Source organism: uncultured Clostridium sp. (assembly GCF_910588715.1).
Lineage (GTDB): Bacteria > Bacillota > Clostridia > Clostridiales > Clostridiaceae > Clostridium.
In genome coordinates, this window is the sequence record NZ_CAJURG010000005.1 from 103377 (window position 1) to 128767 (window position 25391).

General features: G+C 27.9%; 26 protein-coding genes, 2 tRNA genes and 1 other annotated feature. Of the genes, 3 read left to right on the forward strand and 25 right to left on the reverse strand.

The window, feature by feature from the left end:
• Positions 1–41 precede the first annotated feature (41 nt).
• The 10 genes from tuf to QZ321_RS09075 form a co-directional block, all read right to left on the reverse strand.
• Positions 42–1235 carry an elongation factor Tu gene (gene tuf, locus QZ321_RS09030; RefSeq protein ID WP_294196647.1) on the reverse strand — a complete coding sequence of 398 codons (1194 nt, stop codon included), beginning with the start codon at positions 1233–1235 and terminating at the stop codon, positions 42–44.
• Between the two features lie 65 nt (positions 1236–1300).
• A tRNA-Thr gene (locus QZ321_RS09035) sits at positions 1301–1376 on the reverse strand.
• Positions 1377–1454: 78 nt separating this feature from the next.
• Positions 1455–2102: an RNA polymerase sporulation sigma factor SigH gene (gene sigH, locus QZ321_RS09040; RefSeq protein WP_291743041.1), complete on the reverse strand. Its 648-nt coding sequence runs from the start codon at positions 2100–2102 to the stop codon at positions 1455–1457.
• A gap of 31 nt (positions 2103–2133) precedes the next feature.
• Complete coding sequence (locus tag QZ321_RS09045; protein WP_291743043.1) at positions 2134–2643, reverse strand: NYN domain-containing protein; 510 nt, start codon at positions 2641–2643, stop codon at positions 2134–2136.
• Between the two features lie 23 nt (positions 2644–2666).
• Entirely contained in the window at positions 2667–3461 is a 795-nt protein-coding gene (gene rlmB / locus QZ321_RS09050) for a 23S rRNA (guanosine(2251)-2'-O)-methyltransferase RlmB (RefSeq protein ID WP_291748482.1), read from the reverse strand.
• 110 nt (positions 3462–3571) lie between these two features.
• Complete coding sequence (locus QZ321_RS09055) at positions 3572–3994, reverse strand: ribonuclease III domain-containing protein (RefSeq protein WP_291743046.1); 423 nt, start codon at positions 3992–3994, stop codon at positions 3572–3574.
• 229 nt (positions 3995–4223) lie between these two features.
• Positions 4224–5624, reverse strand: a complete 1401-nt coding sequence (gene cysS, locus QZ321_RS09060; RefSeq protein WP_291748366.1) for a cysteine--tRNA ligase — start codon at positions 5622–5624, stop codon at positions 4224–4226.
• A gap of 33 nt (positions 5625–5657) precedes the next feature.
• Positions 5658–7367 carry a proline--tRNA ligase gene (locus tag QZ321_RS09065; protein ID WP_291748363.1) on the reverse strand — a complete coding sequence of 570 codons (1710 nt, stop codon included), beginning with the start codon at positions 7365–7367 and terminating at the stop codon, positions 5658–5660.
• Between the two features lie 80 nt (positions 7368–7447).
• Positions 7448–7629, reverse strand: a binding site (T-box leader).
• A 67-nt stretch (positions 7630–7696) separates the two neighbouring features.
• Positions 7697–8371 carry a 2-C-methyl-D-erythritol 4-phosphate cytidylyltransferase gene (ispD, locus tag QZ321_RS09070; RefSeq protein WP_291743055.1) on the reverse strand — a complete coding sequence of 225 codons (675 nt, stop codon included), beginning with the start codon at positions 8369–8371 and terminating at the stop codon, positions 7697–7699.
• A gap of 12 nt (positions 8372–8383) precedes the next feature.
• Positions 8384–9493: a PIN/TRAM domain-containing protein gene (locus QZ321_RS09075; RefSeq protein WP_291743058.1), complete on the reverse strand. Its 1110-nt coding sequence runs from the start codon at positions 9491–9493 to the stop codon at positions 8384–8386.
• 250 nt (positions 9494–9743) lie between these two features.
• Between QZ321_RS09075 and QZ321_RS09080 the strand changes: the two genes are divergently transcribed.
• Positions 9744–10142 carry a DUF1573 domain-containing protein gene (locus QZ321_RS09080; RefSeq protein ID WP_291744315.1) on the forward strand — a complete coding sequence of 133 codons (399 nt, stop codon included), beginning with the start codon at positions 9744–9746 and terminating at the stop codon, positions 10140–10142.
• A 68-nt stretch (positions 10143–10210) separates the two neighbouring features.
• Here QZ321_RS09080 and disA read toward each other — a convergent pair whose 3' ends face one another.
• The 4 genes from disA to QZ321_RS09100 all read right to left on the reverse strand — a co-directional run bounded on the left by disA (position 10211) and on the right by QZ321_RS09100 (position 14320).
• The gene (disA, locus tag QZ321_RS09085; protein WP_291744308.1) at positions 10211–11275 is read right to left on the reverse strand and encodes a DNA integrity scanning diadenylate cyclase DisA; all 1065 of its coding nucleotides are present in this window, start codon (positions 11273–11275) and stop codon (positions 10211–10213) included.
• Between the two features lie 56 nt (positions 11276–11331).
• Positions 11332–12723: a DNA repair protein RadA gene (radA, locus tag QZ321_RS09090; RefSeq protein WP_291748360.1), complete on the reverse strand. Its 1392-nt coding sequence runs from the start codon at positions 12721–12723 to the stop codon at positions 11332–11334.
• A gap of 146 nt (positions 12724–12869) precedes the next feature.
• Complete coding sequence (gene nagB, locus QZ321_RS09095) at positions 12870–13601, reverse strand: glucosamine-6-phosphate deaminase (protein ID WP_291748357.1); 732 nt, start codon at positions 13599–13601, stop codon at positions 12870–12872.
• A complete protein-coding gene (locus QZ321_RS09100) occupies positions 13598–14320 on the reverse strand; it encodes a GntR family transcriptional regulator (RefSeq protein WP_291748355.1) in 723 nt (240 codons plus the stop codon). Before QZ321_RS09100 ends, nagB begins: the two co-directional genes overlap by 4 nt.
• Before the next feature lie 135 nt (positions 14321–14455).
• Between QZ321_RS09100 and QZ321_RS09105 the strand changes: the two genes are divergently transcribed.
• The gene (locus tag QZ321_RS09105) at positions 14456–14617 is read left to right on the forward strand and encodes a hypothetical protein (RefSeq protein ID WP_291748352.1); all 162 of its coding nucleotides are present in this window, start codon (positions 14456–14458) and stop codon (positions 14615–14617) included.
• A 30-nt stretch (positions 14618–14647) separates the two neighbouring features.
• Here QZ321_RS09105 and QZ321_RS09110 read toward each other — a convergent pair whose 3' ends face one another.
• From QZ321_RS09110 to QZ321_RS09155, 10 genes are all read right to left on the reverse strand, one after another.
• Positions 14648–16108: an NADP-dependent glyceraldehyde-3-phosphate dehydrogenase gene (locus QZ321_RS09110; protein ID WP_291748349.1), complete on the reverse strand. Its 1461-nt coding sequence runs from the start codon at positions 16106–16108 to the stop codon at positions 14648–14650.
• A gap of 156 nt (positions 16109–16264) precedes the next feature.
• A complete protein-coding gene (locus tag QZ321_RS09115; protein ID WP_291748346.1) occupies positions 16265–18703 on the reverse strand; it encodes an ATP-dependent Clp protease ATP-binding subunit in 2439 nt (812 codons plus the stop codon).
• Positions 18704–18814: 111 nt separating this feature from the next.
• The gene (locus tag QZ321_RS09120; protein WP_291748343.1) at positions 18815–19270 is read right to left on the reverse strand and encodes a CtsR family transcriptional regulator; all 456 of its coding nucleotides are present in this window, start codon (positions 19268–19270) and stop codon (positions 18815–18817) included.
• A 230-nt stretch (positions 19271–19500) separates the two neighbouring features.
• Entirely contained in the window at positions 19501–19671 is a 171-nt protein-coding gene (locus QZ321_RS09125) for a 4Fe-4S binding protein (protein WP_291679230.1), read from the reverse strand.
• An 89-nt stretch (positions 19672–19760) separates the two neighbouring features.
• Entirely contained in the window at positions 19761–20666 is a 906-nt protein-coding gene (locus QZ321_RS09130) for a stage 0 sporulation family protein (protein ID WP_291743474.1), read from the reverse strand.
• Positions 20667–20668: 2 nt separating this feature from the next.
• Positions 20669–21601, reverse strand: coding sequence for a DNA polymerase III subunit delta' (locus QZ321_RS09135; protein WP_291748339.1), 933 nt, complete (start codon positions 21599–21601; stop codon positions 20669–20671).
• A gap of 24 nt (positions 21602–21625) precedes the next feature.
• Positions 21626–21961, reverse strand: a complete 336-nt coding sequence (locus QZ321_RS09140; RefSeq protein ID WP_291748337.1) for a cyclic-di-AMP receptor — start codon at positions 21959–21961, stop codon at positions 21626–21628.
• A gap of 367 nt (positions 21962–22328) precedes the next feature.
• The gene (locus QZ321_RS09145; RefSeq protein WP_291743484.1) at positions 22329–22925 is read right to left on the reverse strand and encodes a guanylate kinase; all 597 of its coding nucleotides are present in this window, start codon (positions 22923–22925) and stop codon (positions 22329–22331) included.
• Between the two features lie 96 nt (positions 22926–23021).
• Entirely contained in the window at positions 23022–23246 is a 225-nt protein-coding gene (locus tag QZ321_RS09150; RefSeq protein WP_291743488.1) for a sigma factor G inhibitor Gin, read from the reverse strand.
• A 199-nt stretch (positions 23247–23445) separates the two neighbouring features.
• Positions 23446–23925: a hypothetical protein gene (locus tag QZ321_RS09155; RefSeq protein WP_291748334.1), complete on the reverse strand. Its 480-nt coding sequence runs from the start codon at positions 23923–23925 to the stop codon at positions 23446–23448.
• 223 nt (positions 23926–24148) lie between these two features.
• On the opposite strand from QZ321_RS09155, the gene QZ321_RS09160 reads away from it, so the two are divergent.
• On the forward strand, positions 24149–25093 hold the full coding sequence (locus QZ321_RS09160) for a magnesium transporter CorA family protein (RefSeq protein WP_291743493.1): 945 nt from the start codon (positions 24149–24151) through the stop codon (positions 25091–25093).
• A gap of 165 nt (positions 25094–25258) precedes the next feature.
• Here the strand turns inward: QZ321_RS09160 and QZ321_RS09165 are convergent.
• A tRNA-Cys gene (locus QZ321_RS09165) sits at positions 25259–25333 on the reverse strand.
• Between the last annotated feature and the right edge of the window lie 58 nt (positions 25334–25391).

Consider the following 25391-nt stretch of genomic DNA (forward strand, 5'->3'; position numbering starts at 1 on the left):
TAAACTAACCCAGTCCTTATATATGTTAATTAAAACTACTACTATTCGATTATAGAAGTAACAACTCCTGAACCTACAGTTCTTCCACCTTCTCTGATAGCGAATCTTAATCCTTCATCCATTGCTACTTGAGTTATTAACTCAACATTCATATCGATGTGGTCTCCAGGCATAACCATTTCCATTCCTTCTGGTAACTTGATTGATCCTGTAACGTCTGTTGTTCTGAAGTAGAATTGTGGTCTATATCCATCAAAGAATGGTGTATGTCTTCCACCTTCATCTTTCTTAAGTACGTATACTTGACCTACGAACTTGCTGTGTGGATTTACTGATCCTACTTTTGCTAAAACTTGACCTCTTTCGATTTCTGTTCTTTGAACACCTCTTAATAACGCTCCTATGTTATCTCCAGCTTGCGCTTCGTCTAGTAACTTTCTGAACATTTCTATTCCTGTTACTACTACTTTTCTCTTCTCTTCTGTTAATCCTACGATTTCTACTTCGTCTGATACGTGAAGGATACCTCTTTCAACTCTTCCTGTTGCAACTGTTCCTCTACCAGTGATTGTAAATACGTCTTCGATTGGCATTAAGAATGGCTTATCTGTTGCTCTTTCTGGAGTTGGGATATAGCTATCTACTGCATCCATTAATTCCATTATGCAAGCTGTTGCTTCTGGATCTGTTGGGTTTTCTAATGCTTTTAATGCTGATCCTTTTATTACTGGAATATCATCTCCTGGGAAGTTGTATTCTGATAATAATTCTCTTACTTCCATTTCAACTAATTCTAATAATTCTTCATCGTCTACCATATCTGCTTTGTTTAAGAATACTACGATATAGTCAACTCCAACTCTTGATGCTAGTAATATATGTTCTCTTGTTTGTGGCATTGGACCATCTGCTGCTGAACAAACTAATATTGCTCCATCCATTTGTGCTGCCCCTGTGATCATGTTCTTAACATAGTCAGCGTGTCCTGGACAGTCAACGTGTGCATAGTGTCTGTTTTCTGTTTCGTATTCAACGTGTGCTGTGTTGATTGTGATTCCTCTTTCTTTTTCTTCTGGTGCTCTATCTATATCAGCATAGTTGAACGCTTCTGCGAATCCTCTATTTGCTAATACTGTTGTGATTGCTGCTGTTAATGTTGTCTTACCGTGGTCTACGTGACCGATTGTTCCGATATTTACGTGTGGTTTACTTCTTTCGAACTTTTGCTTTGCCATTTTGAATTTCCTCCTTGTTTTAAATAAACTTTGCCTAGCGTTTGCATACTAATTTAAACTCTTCATGGAGCTCATGATCGGGATTGAACCGACGACCTCCGCCTTACCAAGGCGACACTCTACCGACTGAGCTACATGAGCATTAAAGTGATGTTCACTTTAATATACCAATTATAAAGTTTACTATCATTTGTTTTTTTTGTCAATATTATTTTACTATTATTGTTTAGTGTCAGAAATACACTTTTCAAGTTTTCTTTTGACTCTTTGAAGTGCATTATCTATGGATTTTGCATGCCTATCTAAATCACAAGCAATTTCTTGATATGACTTACCATCTAAATAAGATTGCAGTACTTCCATCTCTAAATCAGAAAGAACTCTTGCAATAGCTTCTTCTATTTGTTTCTTTTCTTCTTTACTTATAATAAGCTCTTCAGGATCACTAATCTTCATACTAGACAGTATATCCAAAAGTGTTCTTTCCGAATCATCTTCTGATACAGGTTTATTAAGAGAAATATAAGTGTTTAATGGTATGTGTTTTTGTCTTGTTGCAGTTTTTATTGCAGTTATGATTTGTCTTGTTATACATAACTCTGCAAATGCCCTAAACGTTGTTGATTTTTCATAATTAAAATCTCTAATTGCTTTATAAAGACCTATCATTCCTTCTTGATAAATATCTTCTTTGTCAGCTCCTATAAGAAAATATGATTTAGATTTTGCTTTCACAAAGCCTTCATATTTAGAAATAACATATTCCTGTGCCCTTACATTTCCATTTTTAGCTTCTATAACTATATCTTCTTCTAATTTGTCTTTAAATTCTATTGCTATTTCTTTTAAATAATCTTTGTTATTCACAAATCCCCCTCCATTTTCTAATCCCTAATATTTACCCACGTCTCATAGCCTCTAGTTTTTTTAATATATCTTCATTAATATTATCTTGTACCGTGCTTTTTTGTAATTGATCTACTTTAATTGTGGATCTTTTTATATCTTCTGATGTATCAAATACCATATTATAGAATTCTACACTTGAAATTCTAGTTGCACCTCTTTGAAATATAGTTTGTTGCTCTAAGGAATCAGAAGTAACTACCGAAACTTCAAAACGTCTTCCTATATTATGTATTTCTCTTTCAATATAAGCATCAGCTGTTTCTCCACTTTTAGTAAAAACTACTGTAAGATTTTTATTGTGTTCATATTTATTTTCTAAATTTCCAGCTACTCTATATCCATCGAATACAAGCATTATTTTACATTGATGAATAGCACCATAATTATGTAAAATATCAATAAGCTTCTGTCTTGAGCTATCTAAACTTGTTTCTTTTTCTTTTTTTAAAATACTCCAACTATTTATTACATTATATCCATCTATAAAAATAAATTTCACTTCTAACCTCTGTTAGTATTAAATTATTTAGTTAATCTACCTTTTAATACCTCATACATCATTATACCACCTGCTACTGAAGCATTTAAAGAGTTAATTTTACCTATCATAGGAATTTTAACTAATAAATCGCATTTTTTAAGAGTTAAGCTAGATATTCCTTTTCCTTCACTTCCTATTATTAAAGCACACGCACCAGAGAAATCTGTATTATAACTAAAATCTTTACCTTCTATATCTGCCCCATAAATCCATATTCCTTTTTCTTTTAATATATCTATTGTTGCATTTATATTAGTAACTTTAGCAATTTTCATATGTTCTATTGCTCCAGCTGAACATTTATACACAGTAGATGTTACTCCTACATTTCTTCTCTTAGGTATAATAATTCCATGAACTCCACAAAGCTCAGCAGTTCTTATTATAGAACCTAAATTATGAGGATCTTCTATTTCATCTAATATCACTATAAATGGTCTTTCATTCTTTCTTTCAGCAACTTCTAATATATCGCTTACTTCACAATATTTAAAAGGTGTAACCTTAGCAACTATACCTTGATGATTTAAACCTTCACACATAACATCAAGCTTTCTTCTGTCTGCTTCCTTTACAACTACTCCTTTATCTTTTGCTAAACCTAAAGCTACTTTTATAGATCCTTCTAAATCTCCTTTGCTTACATATAAGCATTCAATAGTTCTATCACTTTTTAATGCTTCAATAACAGCATTTCTACCTAATATTAAATCTTCTCTTACTGCATCAATATCAGTTTCTTTAGCTGATAATGTTCTTCCTTCTTTTTTAAACATTTGATTATCATCTTTTTTTCTAAAACTTCTATTATTTTTTTCTTGAAATTTATTAAATTCTTTTTCTCTTCTTCTTGGATTTTCTCTTTTTGTCATAAAAATAATCTCCTTTATTTTTGCTTTAAATCAATTGATATTGCCGTATTAAATATAAACTTTAATCTTTCAGTATCTCCAATTAAATATAAATATCCAATTAGAGCTTCAAATCCTGTAGCCATTCTATAATCTCTTACATCGGCATTTTTAGGAACAGTTGCTGACTTAGCATTTCTTCCTCTTTTAAATATGTAACTTTCATTTTCTGTTAATTTATCTTCAATTTCATGCATTATGATTGATTGACTTTTAGCTTTTACATATCCTATAGCCTTAACATGTATTTTATGGGCACTTAACTCAAGATTATTTGATAATATAGTATTTCTTATAAAAAGCTCATAAACTCCATCACCTATTAACGCTAATTGCAATGGATTTAAAAGTCTTGCTTCTTTTTCCGTAAATTCTCTTATCCTTAAATCTTTAAACATATATTATCTCCTTAATATTTATAAACCATTAATATAAAAAGTATATTCATTAATATAGTAGCCTTAATATAAATATTATATTTAAAGTATCATATATTAGATTAATGACAAGCTTATAAAAGCAAATAATAGATTAAGATAAATAAATTAAACTAAAGTTAGTTAATTTATTTATCTTAAATTTTAATAAAACTAATTTATATTTGCAGTCTATAACTTGTCATTTATATTAGTCTATCTTTTTCCATCTAACACCTTGTGGAGTATCTAAAAGTTCTATACCTTTAGCTTTTAAAGCATCTCTTATTTTATCAGCTAAAGCAAAATTTTTATCTTTCCTTGCTTGTTGTCTTTCAGCTATTAAAGCTTCTACTTCTGCTTCTAGGTCTCCTTTAGTTGTTTTTTGTAAGATACCTAATGGTAAACCTAATTCTCTAATTAATTCTAAAGCTTTCTTACATAGCTCCTTAGATGAATTAACTCCAATATTACTATTAATATCTCTTATTAAATCAAATAAAACAGAAATAGCATCTGCTGTATTAAAATCATCATCCATCTTTTCAATATATCTTTGTCTATAAACATCTAAAGACTCTAAATATTTCATTTCTTCTTCTGTCATTTTTTCAACTTTAACTTCTGATATTAAGTTTTCTAAATTACCTATAGCATTATATAATCTTTCTATAGATGCTTTAGCAGAATCTAATAAATCTTTACTAAAGTTTAATTGAATTCTATAATGTCCTGATAACATTAAAAATCTTATTACATCAGCATCATACTCCTTTAATGCTTCTCTTGCAGTTAAAAAATTATTTAAAGACTTAGACATTTTTTGATTATTGACATTTAAAAAAGCAGCATGCATCCAATAATTCGCAAATTTTTTCCCAGTTAAAGCTTCACTTTGAGCTATCTCATTTTCATGATGAGGGAATGCTAAATCCATACCACCTGCATGTATATCTATTGTATCTCCAAGTAAGTTTTTAGCCATGCAAGAACATTCAATATGCCATCCTGGTCTTCCCTTTCCCCAAGGACAATCCCAAGCAGGTTCTCCTGGTTTTTGTGCCTTCCAAATTGCAAAATCCATTGGATCTTCTTTTCTTTCATCTACATTTATTCTAGCCCCTGCTTGTAAATCATCTAAATTCTGACCAATAAGTTGACCATAGCCATCAAACTTTTTAGTTCTAAAATAAACATCTCCATTTACTTCATATGCAAACCCTTTTTCTATTAATCCTGAAACGAAATCTATTATTTCATTAATATATTCTGTTGCTCTTGGATTAGTTGTTGCTCTTTTAATATTAAGTCCATCAGCATCTTTGTAATATTCGCTAATATATTTATCACCAATTTCCTTTATATTAGTATTTTCTTCATTGGCTCTCTTTATCATTTTGTCATCTATATCAGTAAAATTTTGAACAAAGTTAACTTCATAACCCCTGTATTCCATATATCTTCTTATAGTGTCAAAGACAATAAATGTTCTACCATTTCCTATATGAAAATAGTTATAAACTGTTGGTCCACAAACATACATACTAACCTTTCCTTCTTGAAGTGGAACAAACTCTTCTTTTTTTCTAGTTAAAGAATTATAAATTTTCATTTAACAATCCCTCCTTTTTTAATTTTTTCTATATTATAATGTTATATTATTCTTTTTAAATTGAGATTTTACTATAGAAATAACGTCATCAATTTTTACTACTTCCATTTCTCCATCTCTTAATTTAAATTCAACTTCACCTTCTGTTATTTTCTTACCTACAGTAACTCTCATTGGAATTCCAATAAGCTCTGAATCCTTAAATTTAACTCCCGGTCTTTCGTTTCTATCATCTAATATAGCATCTACACCTATTTTTCTTAATTCTTCGTATAATTTATTTGCAACTTCCATTTGAGCTTCATCTTTAATATTTACTGGAATAACTGAAACATGATATGGAGCTACTGAAAGTGGCCATATTATTCCATTTTCGTCGTGATGTTGTTCAATTATAGATGCCATTGTTCTTGTAACACCTATTCCATAGCATCCCATAACAAAAGGAGTATTTTTCCCATTTTCATCTATAAATGTAGCATTCATAGCCTTTGAATACTTAGTTCCTAATTTAAATATATGACCAACTTCAGTTCCTCTAGCAATAGTAACCTCTGCACCACATTCTGGGCATTTTTCTCCACTTTCTATATTTCTAAAATCTCCTACAGTACCTTTAAAATCCCTACCATAGTTAGCATTTTTTAAGTGGTATCCAGTTTCATTTGCACCAAGAACTATATTGTACATATACTTAACTTCTTCATCAACTAATAATAAATCTACTTTTAATCCAACAGGTCCACCAAATCCAACTTCACATCCAGTTGCATTTTTATACTCTTCATGAGAAGCCATAGCTATATCACTTGAAGCATTTGCTGCATTAGCAACCTTTACTTCATTAACTTCTCTATCTCCTCTAACAACAACACCTACTATTTTTCCATCAACATTAAACATTAAAAGCTTAGCTGTTTTCTTTGGAGATACATTTAAAAATGCTGAAACTTCATCTATTCCTCTACTATCTGGAGTAGATACTTTTTCTATTTCTAATAATTCTTCTATATCTGCTTTTTCTGGAGTTGATTCTGCTTTTTCTATATTAGCAGCATAATTACATTGTGTACAAAATACTACATCGTCTTCTCCAACTTCTGATTTAACCATAAATTCAGCTGAATTTGATCCACCAATCGCCCCTGAATCTGCAGCAACACATTTAGCATCTATACCACATCTATTAAATATCTTTATATAAGCATCATGCATTTTATCATATGATAAATCTAATCCTGCCTGATCTTTATCAAAACTATAAGCATCTTTCATTATAAATTCTCTAGATCTCATAATTCCAAATCTTGGTCTTCTTTCATCTCTATATTTAGTTTGAATTTGATAAAGATTTACTGGTAATTGCTTATATGACTTAATTTCATTTCTAGCTATGTCTGTAAATACTTCTTCATGAGTTGGTCCAAGACAAAAATCTCTGTTATTTCTATCTTTTAGTCTGAACATCTCTGCTCCATAAACATCCCATCTACCTGATTCTTGCCATAATTCAGCTGGTAATACAGCTGAAGCTAAAAATTCTTGTGCACCTGCTGCATTCATTTCTTCTCTTACTATTTCTTCTATATTTTTTAATACTTTAAGTCCTATAGGCATATAGTTGTAAATACCTGCTGCCATTTTTCTAATCATGCCAGCTCTAAGCATAAGTTTATGACTATCTATTTCTGCTTCTGCTGGAACTTCTCTTAATGTAGATACTAACATATTTGACATTTTCATAATTTATTCCTCCAAAACTCTTATTTAAAAATTTCTTTTCTTTAGATTTTTTGCTATAAAAAAAGCCCACCCTAATATATAATTAGGGCGAACTTATATCCGCGGTACCACCTAAATTTGTACTTTAATAATGATAACGGTATTAAACCGATAGTTTTTACCTACAACTCAAAAGCTGGTTCAAAATCTATTGAAAATCTTACAGCCAATGGATTTTCTCTCTGAAAGGTCGATTTTTACTATTCTTCATCACTGCTTTAAATAATATATTTTTTGATTAATTAATTATATAATCTCAAAAAAACTATGTCAATATAATGGAATTGAAATTAAATAAGCTTTTCTGCCAAAATTAAGTCTTCTGGTGTTGTAACCTTAATATTAGTATATTCACCATCATAAAGATATACCTTTTTCCCGAAATTTTCAATAACCATAGTATCATCTGTTACTATTAGTTTATCTAGCTTTACCTTTTTATGACATTCTAATATTTCATTAAAATTAAAGACCTGTGGTGTTTGAATTGCTACTAGTGTTTCCCTATTTGGAGTATTAATTGAAAAGTTGCTCTCATCCTTAATCTTTATAGTGTCTTTAGGCATTACACCTGGAGCAGAAGCACCATAAATCTTTGCATATTTTATTCCTTCATTTATTATTCTATCCGAAATAAATGGTCGTGCTCCATCATGTATTAATACGACATCAGTCTCACTATTTTCTAAACTTTTAAGTCCATTATAAACTGAGTCTTGTCTTTCAACTCCTCCAGCAATTATTTTATCAACTCTAATATCATATTTCTTTAAAACATTTTCTTTAAAATATTCTATCTCCTCTGCTGACAAAACAACTACTATGTTATCTATTTGTTTATTATCATTAAATTTCTTAATAGTATAATAAATAATAGGCTTCCCTTTTAACTCAATAAATTGCTTGCTTATAGGAGAATTCATTCTTTTTCCTTTTCCCCCAGCTAAAATAACAGCACTTATCATTAATTTTCTCCTTTAACTTTCTTTAGGCTTTGCAAATATCATTCTTCCAGCTGAAGTTTGAAGAACAGATGTAACTATTATAAAAATTTCTTCTCCAATAAACTTCCTTCCATCTTCAACGACAATCATAGTTCCATCATCTAAATAACCAATTCCTTGCGCAGATTCCTTACCATCTTTTATAACTACAATTTTCATTTCTTCTCCTGGAAGAACTACTGGTTTTATAGCATTAGCTAAGTCATTTATATTTAAAACTGGTACGCCTTGAAACTCAGCAACTTTATTTAAATTAAAATCATTTGTTATAACTTTTCCCCCTAATTTTTGCGCTAACTTTAATAATTTACTGTCAACTTCAGCAATATCTTTAAAATCACCCTCCCAGATTTCAGTTTCAACTTCTAATTCTTTTTGAATCTTATTTAATATATCTAATCCTCTTCTTCCTCTATTTCTCTTTAAAGAATCTGAAGAATCAGATATATGACGAAGTTCATCTAAAACAAAACTTGGAATAACTAATGTTCCTTCAATAAATCCCGTCTTACATAAATCAAAAATTCTACCATCAATTATAACAGATGTATCTAACACTTTAGTGCTACTTCGTGCAGTACCCTTATTTTTCTTATCTTTTTCTTTTAAATTATTTTTTTTGAATATTGACAAACTAGAATAAATATCATCTTTCTTTTTTATAAATATTTCAGCTCCAATAATTGCGGCAATTAATTCTAATAATACAAATATTATAGGTCCTATAGCTGGATGTATTCCTGAAAATATTCCTGAAAATGGAGTTACTATAAATGCTGCAATAATTAATCCTATTAAAGTTCCTAAGCTTCCAAAAATTAATTCTTGAGCACTTAGTTTTTGTATATTTTTTTCAATTGTATCAATAATCTTTGAGATCCATTTATATAATCCTGGAGAAATAAAATAAAAAATAATTCCAAATAATAATGTACAAAAAATATATAATATAGTTGTTGCAACTGCACCCTTTATAACATTAATTTTAAATCCTCTATTAAGAGCTAATATTCCTTCGCTAATGACATACCCAACAACTAATCCTAAAAGACAAAAAATTATCTTTAGAGATTTTTTAAACATAAATTCACCTCCTAATAAAAAGTTATACATAATATCTATAAATAACCATTTTTATTATATCATAATATTAATATTACTATTATAAATATTTAAATTTTAAATTTAAAAATTAACATTTATACCCCCTATCAAAATAGAAATAGGTTGTTTATTATAATATTAAACAATATATCTAAGGGTTGTATTGACAAAATTGTCTGAAAATACTTATAATTTAAATAAAGATTATATTTCTAAGGAGTTGAGGCAAATGAAAGACATTATATTTGATAGCTTTCAAAATGACGTCAATGAATCTCTATTGAGGCACAAAAGCATTTTAGATATTCTTACTAAATATACTGAATCTAGTTCTAGAGTTAACAGAGCAGTAGCAAAAGCTGTTACAAACTGTGGTTGTATTGAAATAAATGCAAAAAAGCAATGTCTGCCAACTGAAGACAACTCATTGGAAGATTTATCTGAATGTTTAAAAGTTCACATGGATGGTAATTTATGCGAAAACTGTCGTGAAGTTATAGAAAGAGAAATTGGTAATAATTTATTTTACCTTACCTCTCTTTGCAATGTACTTGATATAAACCTTTACGATGTTCTTTTAAAAGAAAGTGATAGAATTACCACCCTAGGAAAATTTACTTTTAGATAAATATAAAAGCAGGTTTACACCTGCTTTTATATTTTTACCAATATTTTTATTAATATTCCAAAAATTAATTAAATTTCTTTCTTTAAATTAATTTGTTCTTTTATTCTTCTTAAACCACTCCTTATAGCTGTAGCTCTTGCATCTCCTATACCTTCAACTTGATCTAAATCTTCTTTACTAGCAGAGATTACATGTTTTAACTTATTAAAGTGTTTTATTAAATTTTCAATTACATTAGTTGGAATTCTAGGTATCTTAAATAATATTCTATAACCTTTTGGAGAAATTAATGTATCTATTAACGATACTCCTCCAAACCCTAGAACCTTTGCAATAATTTCCAAATCAACTAACTCCTCAGAACTTAATTTTTGAATATCTCTATATATGCTATTATAATCACTATTTTCTCCACAATAATCTCTAATTAAAAGAATTCCATCTCTTTCTATATATCTTATTAATTCATTAAGTTGCATAGAAATAAGTCTTCCTTCATTTCCTAACTCTAATATATACCTTTTTATTTCTTCAACTATTCTCATTACCATTTCAGTCCTTTGAATAGCTGTTACTACATCAAAAATAGTAGTTAAATCCTGAAACTCTAAGATATTTAAATTGTTTATAACTCTCTCTAAGACATTCACATATTTTTCTAGTGTTTGAATGGCTTGATTTGCTCTTGCTAATATTACGCTACTATCTTGTAAAATATACTTTATGTCACCTTTATATATAGTAATAATATTTCTTCTTTGAGAAATAGCAACAACTATAGTATCTGTTTGCTTTGCTATTCTTTGGGCAGTTCTATGTCTTGTTCCAGTTTCATATGTTGGTACAGACGGGTCAGGTAACAATTGTGCATTAGCACAAACTATTTTTCTTAAATCCTGACTTAATACTATAGCTCCATCCATTTTTGCTAATTCATAGATATATGCTGGAGTGTATTCTGAATTTATATTAAATCCGCCATCTACTATATTCATTACCTCTTCAGAATCGCCTAAAACTATTAATCCTCCAGTTTTAGCCCTTAAAATATTTTCTAAACCCTCCCTCAAATTTGTTCCAGGAGTAACTATTTTTAATATATTTTTTATTTCGTTATCATCCTTAATTCTCATGCTAATCACCTAATTTATCAATTTCATGTAATTTGTATAATAATTATATTTTATACTTATTTATATACATCTGCTATAACATCATTTAAAGTTTTCATTAACATTATCTCTATATTTGGTATTTTTACATCTTTATTAAATGAATCCTTAGCAACATATACCTTTTTAAATCCCATTCTAGCTAATTCTTTAACTCTTATTTCTATAGAGGGTACCTTTTTTAACTCTCCTGTTAAGCCTACATCCGCTATAAAAGCAATATTAGCCTCTATCCCTCTCTGCTTCACTGATGAAACAATACTCATAATTACAGCTAAATTAATACCTTGTTCTTTTATTTTCATTCCTCCAGTAGTCTTTATAATAACATTTTTATCATAAAGATTAATGCCCCCTCTTTGCTCTAGGATTGATATTAAAGTATTTAATTTGTCTTTTCCTAATGTTTCTCCTATTCTAGTGGGATATGGAGTGAATGTTTTCGAAACTAAGCTCTCAACTTCTGTAATTATAGGCCTAGATCCTTCTTTTATAACTGTTAGTGTGCTACCTGATACTAATTCTCCATCTTCTCTTTTAGTCATAAAAAATTCTGAAGGATTATCAATAGACATCATTCCTTTTTCAGACATCTGAAAAAATCCAGTTTCTCCTGTACTTCCAAATCTATTTTTTGAACTAATTAAACCTCGTATTTCTTCATCAGTATCACATTCTATAATCAATACAGTATCAACTAAATGTTCTAATGCTCTAAGTCCTGCTAATTCATCTGATTTTGTCATTTGACCCACTATAATTACTGCTCTTTGTCTTTTATCATCCTTTGCTATTTTCATTAACTCATTAGCACATTCCATTGTTTGAGTAGGTGATCCTGCTCTTGCTGGCAAAAACTCTTCCATAGTAAATGTCTGTATACTGTCTACTATTAATAAATCTGGATCTATTTCCTTAACAGTATCTACAACATTATTCATACTAGTTTCTTGAACAACCCAAATATTATCATTAATTTTATCTAAAATTCTATCAGCTCTATTTTTTATTTGACTATCACTTTCTTCTCCGGAGGCATAAATAACCTTTTGCCCTCTTTTAGCTATATTATCTGCAACTTGTAATAATAAAGTAGATTTTCCTGCTCCAGGCCTTGCAGTTATTATAGTAATGGAATCTTTAACTATTCCACCTCCCATAACTCTATCAAACTCACTTATTCCAGTTACAATTCTATCACTTTTACTTGAAGTAACCTCACACAATTTTTTAATAGGCTTTTTAGATAATTGTCTTACCTTTATTGCTTCCTTTACAACTTTATTTTGCTGAACTACTTGTTCCTCAGTAAAACTATTCCAATTATTACAATCTGGACATTTCCCCATCCATTTTGGTGATTCATATCCACACTCTTGACATATAAATACGGATTTTATTTTTGCCATATTTTTCACCACACTATCTATCTTAATATATTAAATTCCAATTTACTCTATATAATATAACATACTTAAAATATAAAAAATATAAAAAATATAAAAATAAACCATAAGATATCTAATGACACTTATGGTTTATTTTTATATTTTATTTATGCTTCAATAAACTTTGCAGCTTCTTTATCTACTATTATAGTAACGTCTCTATGCATTTGTAACATTGTTGCTGGATTATCAGTAGTAATCTTACCTGATATTAATCCCTTAATAGCTTCCGCTTTGCTTTCTCCAGATGCAATAAGAACAATTTTTTTAGCTTTCATTATTCCACCTAATCCCATGCTTATAGCTTGTCTTGGTACTTCAACTATATTATCAAAAAATCTAGCATTAGCTTCAATTGTATTTTGAGTTAAAGTTACTACACTAGTTCCTACAGATAATGTATCATCTGGTTCATTAAATGCAATATGACCGTTATTTCCAACTCCTAATAACTGAATATCTACTCCACCTAATTCTTTTATCTTATTATCATACTCTTTACATTCTTCTTCTAAATCTTCTGCTAATCCATTAGGCACAAAAGTTCTTTGGATATTTATATTAACATGATTAAATAAATTTTCATTCATAAAGTGTCTGTAACTTTGCTCATGCTCAGGATTTAATCCTACATATTCATCTAAATTTACTGTAGTTACATTTGAAAAATCAACTTCATTATTTTTATACATTTTTATTATTTCTTTATACATTCCTGCTGGTGAACCCCCAGTTGCTAATCCTAAAACTGCATTTGGTTTTTCTTTTATAACTTTAGCAAACTCCTCTGCAGCAACCTTACTCAATTCTTCATAGTTTTTAGTAATTATTAATCTCATAATATCTCTCCCTCTCTTCTTGAAATGTTTACTTGTAAAGTAAATTTATCTGATTTATAAAATGCTTCTTCTAAAAACAGAAGCTTATCTGTGCTCGTAAACGTCTTATTAACCATCTTTAATATCGGTGTATCTTTTTCACAATTTAATAAAGCCCTTATTTCATCATTAACATTAACTGCTACTATAGAGGAATTAGAATTTGTAATCACATATCCAAATCCCTGTAAAACTTTATATAAAGAACCTTCTAACATTTCTTTATTAACATGTCCACAATAATCTACTGGTATATATACCGTTTCTATTGCAATACATTCTTCATCTACAATTCTTTTTCTTATTATTTTATATAATTTATCTAATATAAATATATCTTGTATATCTTCAGGTGTATCTATAATGTCAAAGCATACAACTTCAGTTTTTAACATTCTTCCACTTTGCTTTATCATTTCAGTAAAGCTCATCATATCTTTTTGATTTACTTTTTGTTCACATACAAAAGTACCTCTACCCTTTTTTCTTGTTAATACACCTTCTTGTACTAACTCACCAATAGCTTGTCTTATCGTCATTCGACTAACACCATAAATTTCGCAAAGTTCTCTTTCGCTAGAAATACATTCTCCTGCCTTCCAAATTCCATTAGCTATTTTTTTTATAAAATCATTTTTTAATTGATAATATACTGGTATAGGACTATTTTTATCTATCATATTATCACTCCCACTATTATTATATGATATATATATATAGTTGTCTATACCAGTTTTGTTTTTTTATAAAAAATTTATGTATATATATTTATATTATGGAAATGCTATCTATATAAATTATAAGGAGATGGTATTTTGATAAATAAGTCCTATTTATATAATGTTCCTTCTAAAAATATTCTTAATGATTATACACCTAAAAATCTATCTAATGATACCCTAGATAATTATCCTTTAGATTCTATAGAAAACATGGTTATGAATTCTAATTTAAATAATGATGAATCTATAAAATAATAATTAATTTAAAAAGTAAGGAAATATACCTTACTTTTTTAAATTAATTACAATTCCCTTTCGTCTCGTCATTGATTCAATTGAATATTTTATTCCTTGAACGCCTATTCCTGAAGACTTGACCCCTAAAAATGGAAAATGATCTGGTCCCCTTTCAGTTTTATTATTTATTTGAACAGCTCCAACTTCTAATTTATTTGCTATATAAAAGGCATTATCTAAATCATTAGTAAATACTGATGATTGCAAACCATATTGAGATTCATTAGCTATTTTTATTGCTTCATCCTTGTCCTTCACTCTTATTATTGGTAATACAGGTCCAAAGGGTTCTTCCCATGCTAGCCTCATATCTGTAGTAACATAATCAAATAGTGTTGGGTATATAATATTTTCTTCTCTTTTCCCTCCTAATATTAAATGAGCTCCCTTGTTTCTTGCATCTTCTATAAGTTTCCATACAAAATCTACTGCTTTATCATCTATAAGAGGAACTATTGACACGCCTTCTTCTCTAGGATCTCCTACCTTTAAATTCATCACCAACAACTTTATTTCTTCTACTAATTTATCAGCAATATTTTCCTCTACCAATACTCTTTTTACCGCAGTACACCTTTGCCCTGAATAAGAATATGCACCTTCTACTATATTTTTTGCTGCTAATTTTAAATCTGCATCCTTTAACACTATTGCTGCATCTTTTCCACCTAACTCCATTAATAATGGAACCATATTAGTTATTTTAGATATTCTCATTCCAACTTCACTACTTCCAGTAAAATTTATAAAATCTATAGATGGATGAGTTACAATATAATCGCCTATTTCGCTTCCCTTACCAGTAATAGTATTTAATACTCCATCAGGTAAACCAGCCTCTTGAAATACTTTAGCTAAGTATAATCCACATAAACTTCCTTTAGTTGCCGGTTTCAAAACCACAGTATTTCCAGCTACTAATGCCGGTGCTATTTTAGAAGCTGCTAAATTTATTGGATAGTTAAATGGTGAAATGGCTAAAACAACTCCAACAGGTTCTCTTATAACAATAGATAATTTCTTTTTATCAAATCCCGGAAAACTATCACTTTGTATACTCTCTCCATAAATGCTTTTTGAAGTATCTGCTGTAAATCTAATAAAATCAGCTGTTCGATTTATTTCTGACTCTGCACTTTTTTTATCCTTAGCGATTTCACGTATTAAAATATCACTTAAATCCTCAATACGTTCTTGTAGTATATCAGCAGCTCTGTATAATATTTTTGCCCTTTCATTAATGGGAGTTTCCCTCCACTTATATTTAGAATTAACTGCAAATTTTATAGCTTCATCAACTTCATCTACTGTCATTGCTGGTACTTTTCCTACAACTTCACCATCAATAGGAGATTTAATTTCAATAAATTTTTCACTTTTACTATTGCGCCATTGTCCATTAATAAGATTGCGAAATCTTCTTTCTTCTCCAACTAAATTACTAAACATACCTTCACCTCCATCTTAAGTATTTTTATATATTTTTCCCTTAAGAATATATATTTATTAAAATAATTTTAAAACAAAAATGGATTATTAAATATTTAAGGTTATATAACTACCTTTTTAATTTAATAATCCATTTGTATTTATTTTTTATATATTTTATCTATGTGAAAAAATTAATCCTTCCTCTTTACATTCAACTCTTAATTTATCTCCAATCTTAATTTCACCTTTTAATAATTCATCACTTAATTTATCTACTATTTCTCTATTTATTATTCCTCTTAATGGTCTTGCACCAAATTCTAAATTTTTATTTTTAGTAACGAGAAATTTATTTAAATCTTCATCATAAATTAAATCAATATTTTTTTCTTTTAATCTATTAATAGTATCTTTAAGCATTATATCTACTATTTCTAATGTATCTTCTTCTTTAAGTTGATTAAATACTATAGTATCATCTATTCTATTTAAAAACTCTGGTTTAAATGCAGTTTTTAACTCCTCTAATACTATTTCTTTAATTTTTTCATATTCTGCTGCTGTTGAATTAGCTGCAATATCAAAACCTACTTTTCTTTGAGTTTTTATCTTTTGAGCCCCAACATTAGATGTCATTATAATAATTGTATTTTTAAAATCTATAGTTTTTCCTTTTCCATCTGTTAATCTTCCATCCTCCATTATTTGAAGTAAAATATTAAATACATCAGGATGAGCCTTTTCAATTTCATCTAATAATACTACAGAATAAGGTTTTCTTCTAACAGATTCTGATAATTGCCCACCCTCTTCATATCCTACATATCCCGGAGGCGCTCCTATTAACCTTGATACAGAATGCTTTTCCATATATTCAGACATATCTATTCTAATTAAATTGCTTATTTTTCCAAACATAACTTCAGCTAAAACATTACAAAGTTCTGTTTTTCCTACACCTGTTGGACCGCAAAATAAAAATGTTCCAATTGGCCTATTAGGATTTTTAAGTCCTACTCTAGCCCTCTTCACAGCTCTAGTTAATGCTTTTATAGCTTCCTCTTGACCAACAACTCTTTTCCTTAATGTATCTGATAAATGTAAAAGCTTATCTGACTCTTTTTCCGTCAATCTCTCCACAGGAACTTTTGTCCAAATTGCTACTACTTTTGCAATATCATCTTCATCAACTATTTGGACTTCTGTGCAACTATGAGTTCTCCATTCATTTTTTACCCTTTCAAACTCTTCTCTTAATTGTTTTTCTTTATCTCTAAGATTTGCAGCTTTTTCAAAATCTTGATTTCTTATAGCATCTTCTTTTTCATTAATAATTTTTTCTATATCTAATTCTCTTTGTTTAATTTCTGGTGGAAGAGTTAATCTAGAAATTCTTACTTTAGCTGCTGCCTCATCTATTAAATCAATTGCTTTATCAGGCATATATCTATCACTTATATATCTATCTGCTAAATCAACTGCTACATATAAAGCTGAATCTGTAATTTTAACTTTATGGTGAGATTCATACTTGTCTCTTAGCCCAAATAAAATATTTAAAGTTTCTTCTTTACTTGGTGGATCTACATTAACTGTTTGAAATCTTCTTTCTAAAGCAGAATCCTTTTCTATATGCTTTCTATATTCATCTATAGTTGTAGCACCTATACATTTTATTTCACCTCTAGCTAATGCAGGTTTTAATATATTAGAAGCATCAATTGCCCCTTCGGCTCCTCCTGCGCCAACTATTGTATGAATTTCATCTATAAAAATTATTATATCTTCTTCTTTTTTTAACTCATTCATAACCTTTTTTAGACGCTCTTCAAATTCACCTCTATATTTAGCTCCTGCAATCATAGATGTAATATCTAACACCAAAAGTCTTTTATCTTTTAGGCTTTCTGGAGCGTCTCCTGAAACTATTTTTTGAGCTAATCCTTCTATTATTGCAGTTTTACCAACACCTGGTTCACCTATTAAGCATGGATTATTTTTTATTCTTCTACAAAGAATTTCTAATACTCTTTGAGTTTCTTCATCTCTTCCTATAACAGGATCCAATTTTCCTTCAGTTGCAATTTGAGTTAAATCTCTACTATATTGATCTAATGCTGGCGTTTTATTTTGCTTTTTTTCCTTTGGAATAGATTTTTTATTTTCTCTAAGATCATTCCCAGATATATATTTATCTAACTCTTGTTTGACTGATCCTAAATCAATTTTTCCACTTGTTAAAATAGTATAAGCAACACCTTCACCTTCATCTAAAAGAGCTATTAATATATGTTCGGGATTTATAAAGCTATGACCATATTTTCTTGCTATATCTAAACTATCATCAAATAATCTCTTAGCCCTTGGAGTTAATAACATTTCTCCGTTAGAAACCTCATCATCTCCAAATCCTAAATAATCTTCTGTCATTTTTCTTACTTTATCAATAATAATTCCTTTACTTGCTAAAAGCTGACCTGCATATCCATTTTCCTTTAATATTCCTAATAAAACATGTTCTGTTCCAATATACCCGTGTTTAAAATTTTGAGACTCATGTTGTGCTTCTACCAAAACAACTTGTGCCCTTTCTGTAAACCTCCCAAAAATCATAGTGTCACCTCCAAATATAATTTTAATATAGATTTTTCTATAAACCCTTTTTATATTTTATAAATGAATAATACCCTTTTACCATAATTATTTCTCTATATATTATAATTATTATGATAAAATAACCATTATGATACCCTTAAGCATTTCTGCTCTTAGCTTATTTTTATCTTCTGCTAATCCTAATGTTCTATCATTTATGGATCTTTTAATAATTTCAAATTCTCTTTTAGTTATTAATTTTCTGTCATATAAATGTTCAATTAATAATATTGCTGAATTATAAGTCAAACTATCTCCAATGGACTGATTTATTTCCTCCAATTGTTTTTCTTTGCTATTATATTCTATTCTTTTAATTATTATATAACCCCCGCCACCTCTTCTACTTTCAATTAAATATCCCTTTTCCGTAGTAAATCTAGTGGTTAATACATAATTAATTTGAGATGGTGCACAGTTAAACTTATCTGCTAATTCATTTCTTTGAATAATTACCTCCTTACTTTTTTCATCCTCTATCATATCATTAATGAATTTAGCTATTATATCTGAAATTCTTGCCACAATTTCACCTTCCTAAACGTACTTTGACCTTATTTGACTTTAATTATATATAAAAAATTTTTTAATGTCTATGTAATAATTATCTTATTTTTAGGTAAATATAGTAATGATGCTAGACTATTAATAATTACTATTAGTACCTCCTATTGTCTTCAAATTTATCCTTTTTCAAATATTTGTATTTATTTTTGCATAATAAAAGAGCCGTCAAATTGACGACTCTAAATTTATTAAGCTTCAGCTGGCGCTCCTACTGGACAAACATTTGCACAGTTTCCACAATCAATACAAGTATCTGCATCAATGATGAATTGAGTATCCCCTTGGCTTATAGCATTAACTGGACATTCTGCTGCACAAGCACCACAGTTAACACATGAATCATTAATAGCGTATGCCATTAAAAACACCTCCCCCGATATTTAATTAATACCATCATTATTTTATCATATAAAAAAAATTTTTTAAAGGAAAAGTTAATTTTCTTATCTTAGTTACCCTTTATAAGATTCTTCATTAATTTTCTATCCTCTTCAGATTCAATTTCTAATTTTATATCATCATCATCAATAGAATCTTCATAATGTCCCTTAATAAGTTCAATATCCTCTATTTTAAAATCTTGTAAAACCTCTTCACCATCTTTTTTAAGCTTAACTTTAACGCTTTCTTTAACCGTACTATTAGAAAATACTTCTCCCGTTCCCTCAATAGTTTTAACGATAGAACCTACCTTAGGCATTCTCTTTCTAATATCTTCATATGTGCTTTGTTCATAATTTAAACAGCACATAAGTCTACCACAAATTCCAGAAATTTTTGTAGGGTTAAGAGATAAATTTTGTTCTTTTGCCATCTTTATAGAAACTGAAGCAAAATCTCCTAAAAATGTTGAACAACACATTGGTCTTCCACATGGACCAAGTCCCCCAAGCATTTTAGCTTCATCTCTTACACCAATTTGTCTAAGCTCAATACGAGTTTTAAATATTGTAGCTAAATCTTTAACTAACTCTCTAAAATCTACTCTTCCATCAGCAGTAAAATAAAATATTACTTTATTATTATCAAATGTATATTCTACGTCAATAAGCTTCATTGTTAATTCATGCTCTTGAATTTTTTTTAAACAAATTTCAAAAGCCTCTTTTTCCTTGTCTTTATTATTAAAGTGCTTATTAATATCTTCTTCTGTAGCTATTCTTAATACACTTTTTAAAGGAGCAACTATATCTTCTTCACTTATTTCCTTTATTCCAATTACACATTCTCCAAACTCTACTCCTCTGGCAGTTTCAACTACTACATAGGTATCCTTTTGGATGTTCATATCTACTGGATTAAAATAATATATCTTTCCAGCTTTTTTAAATCTAACCCCGACTACTTTTATCATTATTAACCCTCCATAAAGCTCATCAACATTATACGTAACGTCATTATCCAACTAACATTACTTTTAATGTTTTTTCTTGCTTCTTCTATTGCAATTATCATGTTGTTTAACTTTTTAAATGACATTTCTTTAGTAAGCTCATTTATATCATCAAATTTATCCATATTTATGATAAAATCATTATTTTCAACTTCCTTATATATTAATATATCCCTTATAAATCCACTTAAAATATTTAATATTTCTTCTTTATTATCTTTTAACATACTTAAATTTTCTTCGTAGTGTAATATAACTTCAAAATTATTTTTATTTAAATCTTTTACTAAGTCTATTAACTTATTTCTAGTTTTTTTTAAATTATCATCATTAAAATACCTATCTATTCTCCCTGGTATTCCTTCACTAAACGCAATTGCAGCCTTTATTTCATTTTCATTATAATTAAACTCTTTCATTATTATATAGTCATATAATTCTTCTTTAGTTAAAGGAGTAAGTTTATAAATTTCACATCTAGATTTTATAGTATCTAAAATTAATTCTAAACTTTCACATAATAATATTATATGAACCCCTTCTGGTGGTTCCTCTATAGTTTTTAAAAGTGCATTTTGAGCTTGAATAGTCAACTTATTTCCCCCATAAATTATAATTACCTTTTTCTCTCCTTCGAAAGGCTTTTTATAAACTTCATTAATTATGTTTCTTACCTCATCTACTCCAAAAGAAGATTTATTACTTTTATAATTTACAATATCCACATATTCTCTATTAAGATTGCCATTTAATATTAATTTAGCTAAAATATTTGCTAAATTGCTTTTACCTATTCCATCTTCTCCTGCTATAAGGTGAGCATGAGAAAGTGTATTATTCATACATCTAAATTTAAAATTATTAATTAAAGTTTTATATCCTATAAATTTTCTCATACGATCACCTTCTTATTATATTACCTATACCTTATAAAATTGATCTACATCTAATACAAATACTGTAGCTCCTCCAACTTCCACTTCAACTGGATAAGGTATATACATTCCTGAACCACTTCCAATACTACTTGGAGTTGGTGTAGATACTATTTCTTTTCTTTTCTTACATACATCCTCAATTACTTTAACAACATCCTTAACAACTTCCTTTTCCACACCTATCATTAAAGTTGTATTACCAGATTTTAAAAATCCTCCTGTTGTAGCTAATTTTGTTACCCTAAAATTATTATCAGTAAGTTCTTCAATTAAATCTAAAGCATCATCATCTTGAACTATAGCAAGTACCAACTTCATACCACATACCTCCACTAATAAATTCATAATTTATTCTATTATATTTTATCATAAATATATAATACTTTACTAAATTTTCTCTTCAAATAATTTATTATATGAAAATTTATATTAATATTCTACTTGAGTTCATTATAATTATTATAATTTAAAATTTATTTATATTTATCTTTTAAAAACTTAATCTTATTTATAAAAATAATTCAACAATTCTTTATTGTTAACAAATTATAAAAATAATATACAAAAATAAATATTTACATAGATTTTATTATAAAAATTAAATTTAAAATAAAAAAATTGCTTTAAATTAAGTTCATTTATTATCAAATAACTTAACTTAAAACAACCTTTATTTAATATTAATCTAATCATTACTTATAAATTTTACAATATCTTTTTTAATATAATTTATGCACTCAAATAAATCATTATTTATATAAGAGTTTTTAATGTTATATAGTTGTAATTTTTCATTACTAAAATCTTTACTATCTGCTAAAAATCTTCTACATAATTCATTATAATTAGGGGACTTTTCTTGTCTCTCTCTCTTTAATGCTCTCTCTAACCTAATTCCATCATCTAATTCAATATAAAGTGGAATTACATTTTCTTTACCAAAATACACTTCAATATTTTTATAAGCTTCTAAGGTAACAATTAATAAATAATTATTTTTATTTATATTAACTCTTCCATCATCTATAGTACAATAATGCCATTTACCTTGCACGGTATTATAACACCTTTCTTCTATTACTTTATCTTGATTTCTATACTCATTTAAAGTTAATTCATCAATAAAATAATACTCTTGTCCATTAGTTTCATTGCTTCTTATTGGTCTTGTAGTATAAGATACAATTGGTTTTAAATCTAAATCTTTATCTTTAATTAATTCTTTAAATATAGTATCTTTTCCTGAGTTACTCTTTCCCATTAAGCAAAATATTTTGCCCATGTTTTAATATCCTCCTGCTAGTACAATTTATCTTTATTTAAATTATATCATAGAGGAGTACTTTAATGTAAATACTTAATTCTATTAAATCATTTATTATAATTCATTTAAATTTAATATTTTTGACGTTATAGATTTTTTTATACTATTTTTTATAGTTTCGTATTCCACAGTATTAACATCAGCAGCATTAATCTTACTTACACATTCTTCACAAATAAAAATACCCATTACTTCTATTCCATTATTTTCAAAATTACTTTCACATATTGTACAATTCTTTTTTACTTCCTTAATTATATCTTTGTTAATAATATTCATAAAATCTCCTCCCTTTATTATTTAATTTTATCCACTTATTTAAAGTCTATACTTGTACAATATATTTTTTATAAATTTTATTCCTTAATCAAAAAGAATATATGAAAAATAATCTTATTATAAATTATAATTAAAAGGAGCTATATTCATATTGAAAATTTTAATTCAACATAAATATAACTCCCTTTAATATTTATTTTTATATAGAATGCTGTATACGCTCTACTAAAGTATCACTAGGTTCAAAAATAAATTTATATATCTTTCCTTCTTTTTTATATATACATAAAAACTTTTTATTTTTATCAAATTTTCTAATATAGTGTCTATTACATTTACATTTATTATACTCTTTAGGCACATTAGATTTTTCTCCAATATAAATTATATCTTTTATTTTTAAACTTTCCACATTTTCTTCTATCTTATTATTTATCTTATTTATTATTAGCTTGTCTGAAATGACAGAATATTTATATGCAATCTTGCATTTTTTAGTTTCCTTAACTAAAACTACCAATGTTAATATAGCCAAAATAATTTCTAATACTATTTCTTCTTTAATGTGTTTTCCGAAAGTTATCTTAGAATATTCGTATATATATAACGCTACAGTAATTGTTAATAATGATATAATTATCGCAACAGTTTTCTTTCCTTTTTTAATCTCCTTATGCATAATTAAGACTCTCCTACTAACCTAATTTCGTATAACAGTATTTTGATTATACTAATTTTTTGAAGCTAATTACAAACCTTGAATTTGCTACTATTAGTTTATCTTGTCCATTATTTAATAAATATATTAGAATATCTTTATAAATCTAACTATTAAGCATTATTATTAAGTTATTGTGATATAATCTATATATAATTCATTTATTAATAGTGAGGTAAGATTTATGATTCAAATATACAAGAGTATAAGTGAAACAAATTCATCGTTAAAAGTATTGGACAGCATAGAGAATGGGTGTTGGATAAACATAGTCGCTCCATCAGAAGAAGAATTAATTTTAATCTCAAAAAAAACAGGAGTTCCCTTAAATTTTTTAAGAGCTCCACTAGACGATGAAGAAACTTCAAGAATTGATTTTGAAGATGGTTTTACATTAGTAGTAGTAGATATACCTTTTACAGAAATGGAGGATAATTCCTTAACTTATGATACCTATCCTCTAGCAATTATCCATTCTGATAAAGAGATAATAACCATATGCCTAAAAAATAGTAGAATAATAACAGACTTTATTAATGGAAGAGTAAAATCCTTCTTTTCATTTAAAAAATCTAGATTTATTCTTCAAATATTAAATAGAATCTCTACATATTATTTAATTTATCTTAGACAAATAGATAAAAAAAGTGTAATGATTGAAAAAAGACTTCATAAATCAATGAAAAATAGAGAACTCATACAGTTACATTCATTAGAAAAATCTCTTGTTTATTTTTCTACATCTCTTAAAGCAAATGAAGTAACTCTTGAAAAAATGTTAAAATTAGAAATTATGCAAAAATATAAAGACGATCAAGATGTATTAGAAGATGTAATAATAGAAAATAAGCAAGCTATAGAAATGACAGATATTTATAGCAATATTTTATCTAGTACTATGGATTTCTTTGCTTCTGTAATATCTAATAATCTTAATATAGTAATGAAGGTTCTAGCATCTGTTACTATTTTAATGGCTATTCCAACTATAATAGGTGGAATATTTGGAATGAATGTTATATTACCCTTACAAAATAATCCCAAAGGATTTGAAATTATTATTTTCCTTACAATAATTCTAACAGGAATTACAGCATTTATCTTATATAAAAAAGATATGTTTAGTTAAAATTATTTATAAAAAATATTATAAAAACCTAAAACTATTCACATAAAGCTCTAATTTTATTGTGGATAGTTTATTTTGTATGCTTAATAATTTTAAAATATTGATAATTAAAATATTGTATTAAATTTAAAAATAAAAAAACCTACAAGATTACTTGTAGGTTTTTGGAGGCGCCACCCAGATTTGAACTGGGGAATAAAGGTTTTGCAGACCTCTGCCTTACCACTTGGCTATAGCGCCATACCTGGTGGCTCGACCAGGAATCGAACCAGGGACACGAGGATTTTCAGTCCTCTGC